This is a genomic window from Mobilisporobacter senegalensis (genome assembly GCF_003752155.1).
Classification (GTDB): Bacteria; Bacillota; Clostridia; order Lachnospirales; family Lachnospiraceae; genus Mobilisporobacter; species Mobilisporobacter senegalensis.
Genome location: NZ_RJVG01000001.1, coordinates 266,122 through 281,803, shown reverse-complemented (window position 1 = coordinate 281,803; position 15,682 = coordinate 266,122). Strand labels below are relative to the sequence as shown.

The window sequence follows — 15,682 nt, the reverse complement described above, 5'->3', positions numbered from 1 at the left end:
TAAAATCATGAGAAAACAAACCATATTTGAAAAATTAGAAATTGAATATCAGGAAATTGATGGGATATTTTATCCTGTCTTATCTGTTCCAACAGAAGAAGAACAACTGAAAGACGTGGGAAAGTATGGAAGAATGTGGATTGGTCATATGAAGAGTATTTATCCAATTCGATATCGTAGTCTGGTGAGATTCGGAGAGTTGAACAGCAAAGCTATGGAAGTAAATGAAGTTGCATATGATTTGCTTGATGATATTGAAAGTGGCTGGTTGCAGAAGCATAAACCGAGAAATGCAAATTCTTTTATGGAGCAGTTGCATTTACGGAATCAAGCGAGAATGATGGCAGAAGAAATGGTGTTTCATGACGTAGTGTATCAATTTCATTAATATCATGTTCTCAGCTTGGACTAGGTGCAAAAATTGTGTTCGAAGGTTGCAATTTATGTGTCTATGTCCATGGGAACATTTTGCAAATTGTGATAGCAGTTCATGCTGTCATTTTGGGGTAGTGATGGTAAAAAGTGCTATCGCAGAGCCGATGTGATAGTAAAAAGTGCATTCACTCGAAAAACTTTAGTGAGTGCACAAAATGCTATCAAATCAAGTTGGTGATGGCATTAATTGCTATCAAAGGGAGAAAGTGAGTGTATATTGTGCTATCACTCGAATTAATATGGGTAATCGTGGTAGGAGTTCTCAATACCATATTTACGGAATGGTAGGACTTTGTCCTACCATTTGTATTTTTGACAGGACAAAGTCCTACCAGAAATTATTATATTAAGGATTTATTTATGATATGCGGAGTCACCATGGTGAGTCCGCTATATTTAACCCCGAAGGGCGCAAAACCTGTTTTATCAGGTTGCATTTTTGTCGGCAATGGCTCACGTAGTGGGACTTTGATGACAAAAGTGCTTTTGCGTTACTTTTGACAAAAGTAACAAAACTTTCCTTGAGAAATCGTTCATTACGTGCCGTGACCGGCACCTATTACAGATAAGAGAGGGTGGTGCGATGCCACAATAAATTGGAGGAGAAATGTATGGAGAGGACAATAAGTATTATGAATGGAGAAGGCTCCTTGAATCATAACAACAGAACATTTACTGCTGATAATGTGGATTCAAGTAGAACTGCTCTCAATGTAACTTTTATCAATGACAATATAAAAACAGTTTATCATGAATTGTTTGATCAGGCATTAAAAAGTTACAACGATAAACAAACACGGAAAGACAGGCAGATCAAGAACTATTATGAAAAGATTTCACGGAGTAAGCAGGAAAAAACTTTTCATGAAATTGTGATTCAGATTGGAAATAAAGATGATATGAATGCTCGTGATTGGAAAGGTGAAACTGCTAGAAATATACTGAGCGAATATTATCATGGATTTCAGAAACGTAATCCAAATCTAAGAGTATTTAATGCAGTGATTCATATGGATGAAGAAACACCACATCTTCATGTGGATTATGTTCCTTTTATTGCAGAAAGTACTAGAGGGCTTACTACAAGAGTTTCTTTAAAAGGAGCTTTAGCGAAGCAGGGTTTTGTTGGAAGTTCAAGACAAGATACAGAATGGCATCGCTGGGTAGAAGCAGAAAAGCGGGAGCTTGCCGCTGTTATGGAGCGTTATGGTGTGAAATGGAAGCAGCTTGGTACTCATAATCAGCATTTATCCGTTTATGACTACAAAAAGCAGGAACGGATAAAAGAGGTTGAGGCTCTTGAAAAGCAGGTTGATAGTACAGAGGAAGAATTCCTTAAAACAAATAAACTTCTTGGGAAAAGCAAGCATGAACTGGAGAATTTGGAAACTATCAAGACGATGACCCAATTGGAGAATGAAGCTCTAGTGGACAAGAACAATCAGCTGAATAAGGAATTTGCTGCAATAAATACTAAATTTATGGCTATGTCAGAGGCGGTTGCTTCTGTGGATTCAATTATGTATGAGATTGATAATGGTAGAGAATATCAAATAGAACAGCCAACAGCGTTAATGTCTGCAAAGAACTATAAGGAGAAGATTGTAGATCCATTTATAAAGAAGCTTAAGCAGTTGGTACGAACGGTTTACGGTAAATATGCTGATTTGAAAGTGAAAATTAGACGATTGGAATTTGAAATGGAGACTATTTCAGAGAATGTGGCTGATCTTAGGAGACAGATAAAAGAAAAAGATGCTTGCATATCCACGTTACAGGTAAAGGCGGATAATTTTGATAAGATTGCAGAATATTTAACACCAGAGCAGATTGACGAGATGATTAAGGCAGTGGAAGAGATTCGGAGAATGCATAAGCAACAGAGGGAAATGAATAAGTATTATGAGGAGTGGAGAAAAGGTCGGTAAACAATGAATAAATTTTCTGGAAACTTCTTTTGTTTTTTGTCGTACTGATATAAAATAGTAGGCAGGAAGGAGGGGAGTGAGATGGAAAAGTGGAAAAAAAGTAATTTGCCTAAATCTGATGCACAACAGCCATCTGATGGAAGCAATCCAACTTGTAATCTTCGCTTATCCCAAGCGGAATATACCGTTGGCGGAACTAAAATTGACCAGAAAAGTTATTTTAGAAATGACGTCTTCAGCGGATGCGATTGGATACCTACAGAGAAAGGTGAAAAAACTGAAATCAAAGTTGATTTACAAATAGACGGAGAAAGTAAGGGAAATTACCAACTCAAAGTAACTCATGAACTACATCGTGAGTCTAATCAAGACAATGTTACAACTATTTTGCATTGGGAAAATGCCATACCAGCGTTGACAGATCAAGATATTACTGGCAAAGATTTGACATTATCAAGCGAAGAAGATGGAACATTTGTTATATCTATCGATTAATTATTAAAAAGTAATTGTGACCAATTCAAGGATTACAGTTACTTTTTTTGATATATAAATATCAAATATTTGTGTTTTAACATAATAATTAATGTGTTATAATGGTATAAATTTATGTAATTATGAAAGAACAAGGTGATCAGAATGGGATTCGAGGTATTTCTAAACGATTATTATGATTTATTAAAGCTAATGCACGATAATGAAGCTATTGTATTGGATAAAAAGATTATACCTTTAACACAGTTAGAAATAGCTGAATCGCTTAATTATAGTAAAATGAAAGTAAACTCTATGTTTGGTGTATTACAAAAAGAGGGATTTATTGAACAGCAAATGCGTGGAAAGTACGTTCTAACGGACAAGGCTGAACTTATACTTAAAGCAGTAGAATCAATTAATACAAAAATTGGGTAATGGAGGTGTGATATATGAGAGAAGATAGATTAAAACGGTTAATATTACAATATCAGAAAAGTATGAATTATTACAAGGATAAGAAAAATTCATATAATGAACAATCTTGTCGAGATGAATATATCAGTCCATTACTAGAATGTTTTGGATGGGATGTTCAGAATGAAAAAGGGAAATTGCCACAGTATAAAGAAGTAGTGGTTGAGCAGTTTTCAAATAGTTCGGAAAGACCAGATTATACATTAACGCTCAATGGTGTTTCTAAAATGTTCGTAGAAGCAAAGAAACCGAGCGTTGATATAACTGCTGACATTGAACCATCGATGCAAGCTAGAAAATACGGATGGAATGCAAAACATGTTCTGGCAATATTGACCAACTTTGAAAATATGATCGTATATGATACAACAAATAAACCAAAAGAGGGCGATGGGGTAAATACTTCTGTATTTCGAAAGTATCATTTTATGGAGTATGCAGAGAAATACCAAGAGATATATGACTTAATTTCTAGAGATAATGTATATAACGGAAAATATGATGAATTTGCTAAAACTAATCTACAGGATAAAAATAGATTTCATACAGAAATCGATGATACATTCTTGGAGCAGATTAATAAGTGGCGATTGAGACTAGGAAAATATCTATATACAAAGGATAGCAAATATCAAAATATAGACGTTTTAAACGATACAGTGCAGGATTTTATAAATCAGGTAATTTTTCTTCGTATTTGTGAAGACAGAAATTTACCGTTGTATTCAAAACTCTATGAGGTGGCTGCGAACAAGGAAGATTTACAGAATTCATTGACACAAGTATTTAAGGAAGCAGATAAACGCTATAATTCTGGACTTTTCAAAGGAGAAACTCCTATTTTTGATTTGAATAGTGATATTATTTTTGAAATAATAATGTCCCTTTATTATCCAGCTACGCCTTACTTGTTTACAATAATCGAGCCAAGTATACTTGGTAAGATATATGAAGCATTTTTGACAGAATGCTTAATTGTTGTGGATGGAAACGTAGAGTTAGCAAAGAAAAATGAATATAAGTACAGATCAGTTGTTAGTACTCCAACAGAAATTGTTAAGTATATGGTGAAAAATACTTTGGAATCAATTTGTGAGAGTAAAAGTCCAACAGAAATCTTGAATCTCAGAGTTATAGATATTGCATGTGGGTCAGGAGTTTTCTTGGAGGAAGCGTATCAGTATCTGGTTGATTATTGTACACAATGGTACGAAATAAATAAACCAGAATACTTATTAGAAATGAGTAATGGAAAACATAAATTGCCAATTAAAGATAAGAAGGAAATATTAAAAAATTGTATTTATGGGATCGATATAGATATTCACGCTGTTGAAGTAAGCAAGTTTTCGTTAATATTAAAGTTGATTGAAGATGAAACGGAACCATCTGTGAAAAACGCTACGCCTATTTTACCTGAATTATCTGCTAATATAATGCATGGTAATTCACTGGTAACAGATAAAGATATTGAAGGGATTAATATCTCCACAAAAGAGCTTTTAGAAATAGTTCCATTTGATTGGAACGAAATAAATAATGGAGAAAAATTCGACGTTGTATTAGGAAATCCGCCTTATGTAAAAACAGAAGATATGCATTCATTATCAAATGAAACTGAATTTGGTATTTATAAAGGTAAGTATTCAAGTGCATATAAGCAATTTGATAAATACTTTTTATTTGTCGAAAAATCATTAGAAGTCTTAAAAGATTCAGGTGTACTTTGCTATATCATACCAAACAAATTCTATAAAATAGCCGCGGGTCAAGAACTGAGAAAACTTCTATGTAAAAACATCAAGAGAATGGATGATTTTGGAGATGCACAACTATTTCCTGATAAAACCATATACAGCGCTATCGTAACAATTGGTAAGAATACATGTGATGAAATGAATTATTCTCATGTGTCTTCTTTAGCAGAACTATGGTCAGGAGAAGAGAATCAAAGTGTTAAAATCAAAAATATAAGATTGAATCAAGAGCCATGGAGTCTATCAACTGACATAGAATTTTTGAAAATACTCAATGCTTTAGAAGGGAAAACCATACCGCTTTCTAAAGCGGCAAATGTATTTAATGGAATCCAAACAAGTGCAGAACGAGCAGAATCTTTTTCTGACAAAAAAGAAGTGTATTGGTTTGATGAATCATGCATTATAGAAGAAAATGAGCAAGAAGTTAGAATAAATAAATTTGGTTCAGAATATAAGATTGAAAAAAACTTACTTAAACCTTATTTCAAGCCAACTAAGAAAACTGAAAAGGGAATGAAGACTTATTCTATTTTGAAAACGGATAAGAGAATTATTTTTCCCTATGATTCAGAAGGAAAGTTGATTGAGAAAAGTGTAATGAAAAGGCAATATCCAGGGATATTCCAGTACTTAGAAGCTTGCTATGATAGATTAGTGCCTAAATGTTTGAATGGTGGAATCGGACGCGATATCTCAGATGCAACAGAAGACACTTGGTATAAGTATGGGAGAACACAAGCTTTAACTGCATTTATTAACACACCAAAACTTATTGTACGTGTGTTAAGTAAAGAACCAATGTATGCATATGATGATAGTGATATGCTAATCGCATCGGGTGGCACTGCGGGATACTGTGCTATCAGCGAGTTATCAGATAGTAACTATTCGTTAGAGTATATTCAAGCATATTTATCACATCCATTTACAGAAAAGATTTTTCAGATGAATGGGAGTGATTTTGAAGGTGGATTTACTGCCAGAGGTACATTTTTATTGAAGAAAATACCGATCGTATCTTTGGATTTTAAGGATGAGAAGCAAAATAATTTATATAATACAGTTGTTTCTAACACAAAGAGAATATATGAGTTGAATTATGAAATGGAAGAAAAATCGGATAAAGCAACATTAAATATTCTTGAAAAGGAAAAAAATAAGTTGATAAAGCAAATCGAGGAACTAATAACTCGTGTTTATCAGCAGAAATTTTAGGTGATGATATGAAATTGAAAGAGGATAGCACAGAGCAGAAGTTAAGAGGTGCTTATTACACACCATTGCCATTAGCCGAAATGATGGTGGAGTTATTTCGAGATGATGAAAATATAAATGAAATACTGGAACCAAGTTGTGGTGACGGAGTATTTATTGATGGATTAATAAAGACTGGATACATCGAAAAAATAGCTTCCATCACAGCTGTTGAAATTAAGAAAAGTGAAGTGAAAAAGTTAAAGAGTCGTTTAATAAATGAAAAGAAAGTTAATGTATTAAATAAAGATTTTTTTGATTTTTATAAACAGTATTCTGATAAAAAAAAGTATGATTTAATTCTTGGAAATCCTCCATATATCAGATATCAATATCTTGAAGAAGAACAGAGAGATATGATGTCTACAATTTTGACTTCTCATGGGATGAAGGCAAATAAGTTAGTTAATACGTGGGTTGGATTTATTGTTGCATGCGTCCATATGCTGAGTGATAATGGGAAAATAGCATTTGTTATTCCAGCAGAAATATTACAAGTGGCATATGCAGAAGACTTAAGATTATTTTTGTCAAATTCGTTGTCAAAGATTACATTGATAACATTTGAAGAATTGGTTTTTCCTGATATTGAGCAAGAAATAGTGGTGTTTATTGGGGAAAAGGGAAAACAAGAGAAGGGAATCCGAATTGTTGAGCTTAATAATTTGGATGATTTAGAAACGTTTGATATTGAAACCAACGGATTTCAAAAAATGCAGCATGTACATGAAAAGTGGACGAAATATTTTACAAATAAGAAAGAAAATGAATTAATACGGAAAATAAAGGAAGATGAAAGATTTCAAAAGCTATCAGATGTTGCGCTTATTAACGTGGGAATAACAACTGGTAATAATAAATATTTTTCCGTAAGCAGTGAAGTGGTAAAAAAATATGAATTACAAGAGGTGGTTCGTCCTCTCATTGGAAGAAGCTCTCATGCGCATAGTATTTATTTTGAGGATGAGGATTGGCAAAAAAATGTTAAGAAAGAAAAAGCAGCATATTTAATAGATTTTCCCGACAAAGATATTAGTGATTATCCTAAAAAACATAGAGAATATATCAAACTTGGAGAAAAAAATGAGGAACATATAGGATATAAATGTTCAATCAGGGATAGATGGTATCGAATTCCGTCTATATGGGTTCCTGATGCATTTTTCTTAAGAAGAAATAACTTATATCCTAAATTCGTGTTGAATAGGTGTAATGCTGTTTCTACTGATACAATGCATAGGATCAAATTTAATACTGGAATTGATCCTGAAAGAATAGTATTATCCTATTATAATAGCATTTCTTTTGCGTTTACAGAGTTATGTGGAAGAAGTTATGGCGGTGGAGTCCTTGAAATATTGCCAGGTGAAGTAGGAAATATTTTGGTGCCAAAGCTTAATCAGATACCGCTGGAGAAGGTAAGAGAAGTGTTAGCAAGAATTGACACAATCGTAAGAAATGAGGAAGAAATAGAAAATGCATTAGATATTGTGGATCAAGAAATCTTGGTTGACGAAATCGGGATTGATTCTACGATGTGCGAAGAAGCTAGGTTGATTTGGAAAAAAATGCAGGGAAGAAGATTAAAACGAAGTTAAGAGGATTATGAGAAATATATTATTTTGAAAGGTTGGGAAATTCAATGACTAAACGAAATGCATCTGCGACTGTTTTTGGTTGGGATTTTCAAATCAATGCGGCAATTGTATTAATGCTCGATAATATCACAGAGGCTCAAAACGTACGCGTTGAGGGAAAAACAGAAGATATAGAGATACTTCTATCAAATGGAAAAACTATTTACTCTCAAGTTAAATCTGTTGAAGAAAGTAGCACGGATTTTAGGAATGTAAGAAAAAAGTTGAATGACGCCATAGCATCTTTATCTGATGCATATCAGGTAGGAAATTCTGAGCAATTAGTTTATATAACGAACTCACCCAACCCTTTCAATGATGAAAAAAATAAGAGTATATTTTACGGAAATGCAGTCAGGTCATATGATTCTTTGCCAGAAGATTATCAAAAAAATATTAATAAAATGATATCAGCTTTAGAATATGACATTTCAATGGATGTTAACCAATTTGCGATTAGAATTATTCCATTTGAAACAAATAATTTTGAAGAACGATATAAAGAGATTAAACATAAAATTATAGAATTTTTGTATGATATTAGCCCTAATGTAACTGGTATGGGGCAAGAAATAATGGAGATATGGCAACGTGAATTATTTGAAAATGCCTCTACTTCAAAACCAGATATTACGGTATCTAAAAAAGAGTTGATTTGGCCAATTATTGTCCTTTCAACCGATGTACAAAAATGTGATTCGTATATATTAGATGAAATTGATGAGTGTAATTATAGAGACTTAGTCAATACATATAAAACTTTGATAAATAGTCGTATAGAGAGATTTGAATATGCTACAAAAATCATTTCAGATTACCAATCTTATGATTTTCAAGGGAAAGTTAGTGATAAACTTAGGAGTTTCATTGCAAATTCTTGGGAAAATCATTTGGATGAGTTTGAAAATATAGAAGTTGATGAAGAAATCAAGCAACAGTTAATACAGATAATTATGTATAATATTTTGAAACAGAAAAGAATGATTTCCGATATAAAAAAGAAGGTGAGACTTTGAAATTTATTAAAACATACATACGAGAAGGAATGTTTGAAAGAAAAATTATATGGGATGAAAAGGTGAATCTTGTATTTAGTAGTAAGAACACGAGAGGAAAAACGACCTTGTTGAGAATACTTCTATTTTCTTTAGGATATCCAATTCCTAATACAAAGAAAATAAAGTTTGAAAAATGTATTTTTGAAACAGAAGTATACTGTGAGATTGGAAATGTAATTATAAGAAGAGAAAATGATTACCTTCAGGTTAATTATCTGCAAGAAGAAAAAAAATTCTTTTTGCCTCATGATCAAATGGAATTTCATAAATTATTATGGAATACAGATAACGTAGATATTTTGGAAAATATACTAGGGGCTATTTATGTCGATCAGGAAAAAGGGTGGACCCTATTAAATCGGGGAAAGGCAATTGGAAGCATACATTTCAATATTGAACAATTAATAAGAGGGCTTTCTGATAGAGAATGTAAAGAATTAATTTTTAAAGAAAAACATTTGTCTAATGAGCTGAAAAAATATAGACAGATGATGAATATTTCCAAGTACAAGGAAGAAATTAACGATTTAAAAGATGAATTAGTTTCTGAATCATATGATGAAGAGCTACAAAACAAATTAGATATTCTTAACTTTGATTATGACATGGTTAAAAAAGAACTTAAAAGAATTGACGATGTTATTAAGAAAAATGATTCTTTTCGTAAATATGTTGAAAGCATGAAGATTAGAGTAAGGTCAAGTTCAGGGGAAGAGATTCCGGTAACAAAAGATACCATAGTTGATATGGATGAATACGAAGATTTACTAGCAGCAAAAAGGAGACTCATTGCTTCTGAATTATCTTCAATAAGCAAAAAAATTGATAAGATCAAGTTAGAATTACCTATTCAAGATGATCAGTTTTCATTTGGAAAATCAGAATCGATTTTGAAAGAATTTGATAAAAATATTGTCAAATTTAATATTGACATAACAACTATTAGTAATATAATTTCTAAACTTGAAAAAGAACATTCATTGGTAGTCGCTGGGATTACAGAAGCAACAAGACATAATAATGCAATTGTTGACGAAATGTTTAAGGTAATCATAAAATACACCGATGAATTAGAACTTGGATTAAACGAGAAGGTTAATTATTTATTTACAAGCAATTTGAAAGAGTTATCTGGAGCAGTTTTGCATAAAATGGTATTTGCATACAGGTTAGCCTGTATTATTGAAATTCAAAAGAAGTTAAATATCAAACTACCCATTATATTGGATTCGCCAAGTGGAAAAGAAGTGGATAGACAGAATGTAAATGCCATGATGAATATTTTGAAACGAGATTTCTCTGAAAATCAAGTTATTTTAGCATCTATATATTCATATGATTTTGACGATATAAATTTGATAGAGATAAAAGATAAACTGATTGATCAGATGGTTGAAGAATTTAATTAAATTTAGACATGAAAGCATATTTAGATACTAAACTAAGGAGAATGAAGAGGATACATAGTGATTGATAAGATAAGAGTATATAATGCAGGGTTTGGAGATTGTTTTTTAGTATATGGTACAACTGATAAAAACAATTTAAGTTTTAAGTTACTTGTGGATGCAGGAACAGCAACCCCTTCGGCAACAAACGAAATAGATATTATAAAAGATATAAATACTGAAAGTGGCAAGGGAATATATGGTATGCTAACACATTTTCATGAAGATCATTACAAATGGTTTGAAAAGTTAAAGCGAGATTCATTTGATGTATTTTATTTGCCAAATTTTTTCACAGATATGGAAATAAAGTTCCAGTTACTTGCATTAACTTTCTTAAGTAGACGTTCTGCAATATATGAATTTGCACATCAGTTACTTTTGATAGTACCGAATTTATTACATAATAATATAATTAAGAATAATGGAGAAGTTCATTTTGTAAAGTTGTATGATCGTATAGTTGACGATATTGAAATTCTATGGCCTGAGTCTAGGAGAAATCCTAATATGGAAGAAATAATTGAGGAAATTGAAAATAAGATTACAGTTGAGCAAAATAGACTGATTAATGAAATTGTCGACTTATATATGGAACTTTTAACCGGGGAGATTATAGTGCAAGGTGAAAGGATTGTTTCAATAGTTGATACTATTATTAATTTGACTAATCAACTTATTGGGAATAATGAGCGAGGAAATATACTTTCAAGAAGTGATGTTGAGAAAATTAAAAAGGTTCAGAATCAGTATTCAATTGTATTTCATACAACATATGTTACTCAAAAGAATATTTTGTTTTTAGGAGATGTGAGCAGTGAAAACTTTGATAAATATATTTGTCCGAAAATTAATGATGGATATAAAATACTCAAAGTAGCACATCATGGTACAAAAGATTATTATTCAGATAAATTACCTTACTCTGAGAAGTTTATTATTTCTAATGCAAAAAAGGGGAATTGGGATATTACTGCAAAATATGCTATGAAATATCCGAATCCAATGTTTGTGTGTACCAATAATTCGGGGTGTGAAATATATAATACTTTAGGTCAAGATTGCATGATTATTAAAAGGGCACTTTCCACACATCCAAAAGGATGCTACTGTTCTATAGGAGCTGGGAATTTTTCTATGGATATCAATTTATAGTATTATAAAATTGATGTGATTCTAGCGAATGATATAAAAGTATTAAATTTATTATTGATATTAAATTGATATTAAAAGCTCCCCAAAAACCATATAATATGTATAATAGGTGTAAAAACTTAATGAAAATATATTAAGTTAAATCAAAAAACACTATATACATCTTTCCCGGTAGGGAGTTTGAATAAGCTACATGCCATGCGGCTACAAAATAAAGATGCCCGACGAGTGTTTACACTCAGAAGGGTATCTTTTGTTTTAGGGCCATAAAGCGACAGTCCGCCAGCGAGATGGAATCGTTGAAACCTAATATGATTTTGTAATATACTATGTTTCAGAGAGTCTATTAGATTAGCTGACTTTTCAATAATTCCATATTTTTGCATAAGGGTTAATGAAGAATGCGTACAAATAAGGACATAAATAAGAAATGGAAGAGATAAGATAGGGCAACTGGTGAGAAAGGTAAAATAATTAATCGATTTAAAACATAACATCAAATTGAGAAATTCAATTTAATGTTATATAATAATAGGTATAATTGTAATAGATATATTAAGAAGAAAAGAACGTGTTTTAATTGAAATTATTTGTAAAATTTGTTCATCATTGAATTGCGGAACATGCCACATAATAGAGATGGTTAAGGAACTTGAAAAATAAGAGTTGGGGGGTTACACTGTGGATAAAATTAAAGAGTTGCAAGATGGATTAAGTACAGCATTTATAAATACAGGCTACAATTCTAATCTTGCATATAGACCAGAATTTATTTCTAATGACTATAAAAAAGGGAAAAAAGTGTTAGCATCTATTGAGCAGGAACTGCAAAATTGTGATGAGTTTTGCATAAGTGTAGCATTTATAAAACAGAGTGGAATTGAGCCGTTGCTCATGACGTTGGAAGAACTGGAAAAAAAGAATATACCAGGTAAAATTCTGACGACAGATTATTTAACATTTAGTGAACCAAAAGCATTGAAATGTCTTGCATCATTAAAAAATATAAAACTGAAAATGTTTCGAACCAGTTCCGAGGCTGGTGGATTTCATACAAAAGGTTATATTTTTAGAAAAAAAGAGATTTATCGTATTATTATTGGAAGTTCTAATTTGACATTGAGTGCAATAACGAAAAATCGTGAATGGAATACAAAAATAGTGTCTGCAGAGGAAGGACAGGTGACACAAGACATCTTGCGTGAATTTAACGAGCTTTGGTCAGATAAGTCTTCTCTAGATTATGATGATGTTATCGATGATTATCAAAGTGAATATTTGAAAAATCAACTTATAAAGAAACAGCAAAAGCAAGCATTACAAGATCAGGTTATTGATTTGGACAGGTACACATTAAAACCCAATAAAATGCAGAGGACCTTCATTGATAATGTAATGAAAATGAGACAAAATGGGGTTGATAGGGCTTTGCTTCTTTCCAGTACTGGTACAGGAAAGAGTTTAGCATCAGCATTTGCACTTAGGGAAATGCAACCTAAAAAAATGTTGTTTTTAGTGCATCGGGAACAGATTGCAAAGCAAACAATAAGGAGTTATAAAAGAGTGTTCGGTAACACAAAAACATATGGCCTTCTTTCTGGTACAAGCAAAGACAAAAACATAGATGCTGAATATTTGTTCTCCACGATTCAGATGATGAAAAAACCAGAGATACATACGCAATTTGCAAAAGATGAATTTGATATCATTGTTCTTGATGAATGTCATCATGTGGGTTCTGATAGCTATCAACAAACTATGAATTATTTTAAACCAAAATTTTGGCTTGGAATGACTGCAACTCCAGATACAAAAAATTATGATATTTATGAAATATTTAATCATCAAATTGCTTATGAGATTCGCTTACAGCAGGCTTTAGAAGAAGACTTATTATGTCCATTTCATTATTTTGGAATTACTGATCTAGAAATTAATGGAGAGGTATTTGATGATAATGCGGGGGTTCGAAATTTTAGTAATCTAGTTTCTGATGCTAGAGTGGAATATGTTATTCAGAAAGCAGAGTATTATGGATATAGTGGAAATCGTGTCAAGGGCTTAATATTTTGCAGCAGAAAGGATGAAGCAAAGGAGTTATCAGCTAATTTTAATCGACATGGATATCGTACAGAAGTATTAACGGGTGAAGATAGTCCGGAAAGACGAGAAATGGTTATTGAACGATTAACTGATGATGATAACATTGATAACCAGTTGGATTATATTTTCACAGTAGATATATTTAACGAAGGAGTTGATATTCCAGAAATCAATCAGGTTATTATGCTTCGACCAACAGAGTCTCCAGTTGTGTTTATTCAACAATTAGGAAGAGGATTGCGAAAATATGAAGATAAGGAGTATGTTGTTATCCTTGACTTTATTGGAAATTACATGAATAACTTTATGATTCCGATTGCGCTATCAGGAGATAGAACTTATAACAAAGATGCTATTAGAAAGTACGTTATTAGTGGAAATAATGTGATACCAGGAGCATCAACAATTCATTTTGATGAAATATCAAAAAATAAGATTTTTAATTCAATTGATGGATTCAAAGGGATAAAAGAGATAATAAAACAAAGTTATAAAAATCTAAAAAATAGATTGGGAAAGATCCCTTATTTGATGGATTTTTATAATGAAGGTGAAGTAGATCCCTTATTAATTTTGAGTAAATACAAAACGTATCAGGCATTCCTTGAAGCAATGGAAGGAAAAGGACAAAAGGGAAAATTATCTGAAAGCGAAATCACAACGTTAGAATATCTTTCGAGAAATATTTCAAGTGGAAAACGACCACATGAGTTAGAAATATTACAAGAGTTAATTTCAACAGAAACTGTTTCTAAAGAAGATGTTCAAAAGCATATCTCAAAAAAATATGACATTTATGTTAATATGGAAAGTATAGATAATGCAATCTCCGTTTTGGAAGGAAAATTTGTAAGTAAATCAGATGAGTTAGAAAAGTACTGTCATATAGATATTGTTCAACAAGACGTACAGGGGAGACTTAGAAGATTGTCTAGTTTTTATGAAAGATTAAAACATGCGGAATTTTCAAGACAATTAAATGATATCTTATTATTGGGATTAAGAAGGTACCAGGATAATTATACAAATAAGAATAATTATAGAGAAAACTTTATTCTATATGAAAAGTATTCAAGAAGAGACGTTTGTTTACTTTTAAATTGGGGAAAAGACTACTCTTCAACAATGTATGGAATGAAACGAATAAAAGATAATGTATGCCTCTTTGTTACATATCATAAAGTTATGAGTGAAGATGAGCAGAAATATGTTAATGGAAAGCCTGATTATGCTGATGAATTCATGAATAATCAAACATTTTTGTGGGATTCACAGATTGGAAAAGGACCAGATAGTTCCTATATGCATGATGTTAAAGAAGCAAAAAATAAGCATTTGTTTGTTAAGAAGAGCGATGCTGAAATGGATTATTATTATATGGGGATGTTCGATATTGTAAATATTGAAAAAGGAGAGAAGAAAGATAATTCTGGTAAACTCAAAGATATTGCAAAGGTAGAATTAAGAATGCATGATTGCGTACGAGAAGATTTACTAAAATACCTTAAAAGTATAGATAAGGACGGAGGAGAAAAGTGAGAATAGTTAATGTTGTTGCAGCAGTTATAAAAGAAGGCAACAAAATCTTTGCCACACAACGTGGTTATGGTGAATTAAAGGGATGTTGGGAATTCCCAGGAGGCAAGATAGAAAGTGGTGAAACACTAGAAGAGGCATTAAAAAGAGAAATAAAAGAAGAACTTGATATAATAATTGAAGTTGGTGAGTTACTAGATACAATAGAATATGATTATCCAACGTTTCATTTGTCTATGAGTTGTTTTGTATGTAAAATTGTGTCAGGAAGTTATGTTTTAAAAGAACATTATGATGCAAAATGGCTTACAAAAAACGAGTTGAGAGATGTGGATTGGCTGCCAGCGGATATAGAATTGATTGATAAAATCGATATTTTATTAAACGAAGACGTTCTTTCTTAAATGTAAAAGGAGA

11 protein-coding genes are annotated in these 15,682 nt (G+C 31.8%); all 11 read left to right on the top strand.

Annotated features, from left to right (window positions below):
• The first annotated feature begins 7 nt into the window (after positions 1-7).
• Positions 8-388: a TnpV protein gene (locus tag EDD66_RS01170; protein ID WP_123607714.1), complete on the top strand. Its 381-nt coding sequence runs from the start codon at positions 8-10 to the stop codon at positions 386-388.
• A gap of 658 nt (positions 389-1,046) precedes the next feature.
• Positions 1,047-2,363: a plasmid recombination protein gene (locus tag EDD66_RS01165; RefSeq protein ID WP_123607713.1), complete on the top strand. Its 1,317-nt coding sequence runs from the start codon at positions 1,047-1,049 to the stop codon at positions 2,361-2,363.
• A gap of 81 nt (positions 2,364-2,444) precedes the next feature.
• Entirely contained in the window at positions 2,445-2,858 is a 414-nt protein-coding gene (locus tag EDD66_RS01160; RefSeq protein ID WP_123607712.1) for a hypothetical protein, read from the top strand.
• Positions 2,859-3,002: 144 nt separating this feature from the next.
• Positions 3,003-3,275 (top strand): helix-turn-helix domain-containing protein, encoded by a 273-nt coding sequence (locus EDD66_RS01155; RefSeq protein WP_094378059.1) that lies wholly within the window; start codon positions 3,003-3,005, stop codon positions 3,273-3,275.
• Positions 3,276-3,289: 14 nt separating this feature from the next.
• Entirely contained in the window at positions 3,290-6,289 is a 3,000-nt protein-coding gene (locus tag EDD66_RS01150; RefSeq protein ID WP_123607711.1) for an Eco57I restriction-modification methylase domain-containing protein, read from the top strand.
• Between the two features lie 8 nt (positions 6,290-6,297).
• The gene (locus EDD66_RS01145; RefSeq protein WP_123607710.1) at positions 6,298-7,926 is read left to right on the top strand and encodes an Eco57I restriction-modification methylase domain-containing protein; all 1,629 of its coding nucleotides are present in this window, start codon (positions 6,298-6,300) and stop codon (positions 7,924-7,926) included.
• Between the two features lie 44 nt (positions 7,927-7,970).
• Entirely contained in the window at positions 7,971-8,981 is a 1,011-nt protein-coding gene (locus EDD66_RS01140; protein ID WP_123607709.1) for a hypothetical protein, read from the top strand.
• On the top strand, positions 8,978-10,432 hold the full coding sequence (locus EDD66_RS01135; RefSeq protein WP_123607708.1) for a hypothetical protein: 1,455 nt from the start codon (positions 8,978-8,980) through the stop codon (positions 10,430-10,432). The genes EDD66_RS01140 and EDD66_RS01135 overlap by 4 nt, the downstream gene beginning before the upstream one ends.
• Before the next feature lie 57 nt (positions 10,433-10,489).
• Complete coding sequence (locus tag EDD66_RS01130; protein ID WP_123607707.1) at positions 10,490-11,626, top strand: ComEC/Rec2 family competence protein; 1,137 nt, start codon at positions 10,490-10,492, stop codon at positions 11,624-11,626.
• A 681-nt stretch (positions 11,627-12,307) separates the two neighbouring features.
• Positions 12,308-15,268: a DUF3427 domain-containing protein gene (locus EDD66_RS01125; protein ID WP_123607706.1), complete on the top strand. Its 2,961-nt coding sequence runs from the start codon at positions 12,308-12,310 to the stop codon at positions 15,266-15,268.
• On the top strand, positions 15,265-15,669 hold the full coding sequence (locus EDD66_RS01120; protein WP_123607705.1) for a (deoxy)nucleoside triphosphate pyrophosphohydrolase: 405 nt from the start codon (positions 15,265-15,267) through the stop codon (positions 15,667-15,669). Before EDD66_RS01125 ends, EDD66_RS01120 begins: the two co-directional genes overlap by 4 nt.
• Positions 15,670-15,682: the final 13 nt, after the last annotated feature.

Coding starts and splice junctions, on each gene's coding strand:
- EDD66_RS01155 (WP_094378059.1), top strand. CDS start 3,003: ATGGGATTCGAGGTATTTCTAAACGATTATTATGATTTATTAAAGCTA.
- EDD66_RS01145 (WP_123607710.1), top strand. CDS start 6,298: ATGAAATTGAAAGAGGATAGCACAGAGCAGAAGTTAAGAGGTGCTTAT.
- EDD66_RS01140 (WP_123607709.1), top strand. CDS start 7,971: ATGACTAAACGAAATGCATCTGCGACTGTTTTTGGTTGGGATTTTCAA.
- EDD66_RS01170 (WP_123607714.1), top strand. CDS start 8: ATGAGAAAACAAACCATATTTGAAAAATTAGAAATTGAATATCAGGAA.
- EDD66_RS01165 (WP_123607713.1), top strand. CDS start 1,047: ATGGAGAGGACAATAAGTATTATGAATGGAGAAGGCTCCTTGAATCAT.
- EDD66_RS01150 (WP_123607711.1), top strand. CDS start 3,290: ATGAGAGAAGATAGATTAAAACGGTTAATATTACAATATCAGAAAAGT.
- EDD66_RS01160 (WP_123607712.1), top strand. CDS start 2,445: ATGGAAAAGTGGAAAAAAAGTAATTTGCCTAAATCTGATGCACAACAG.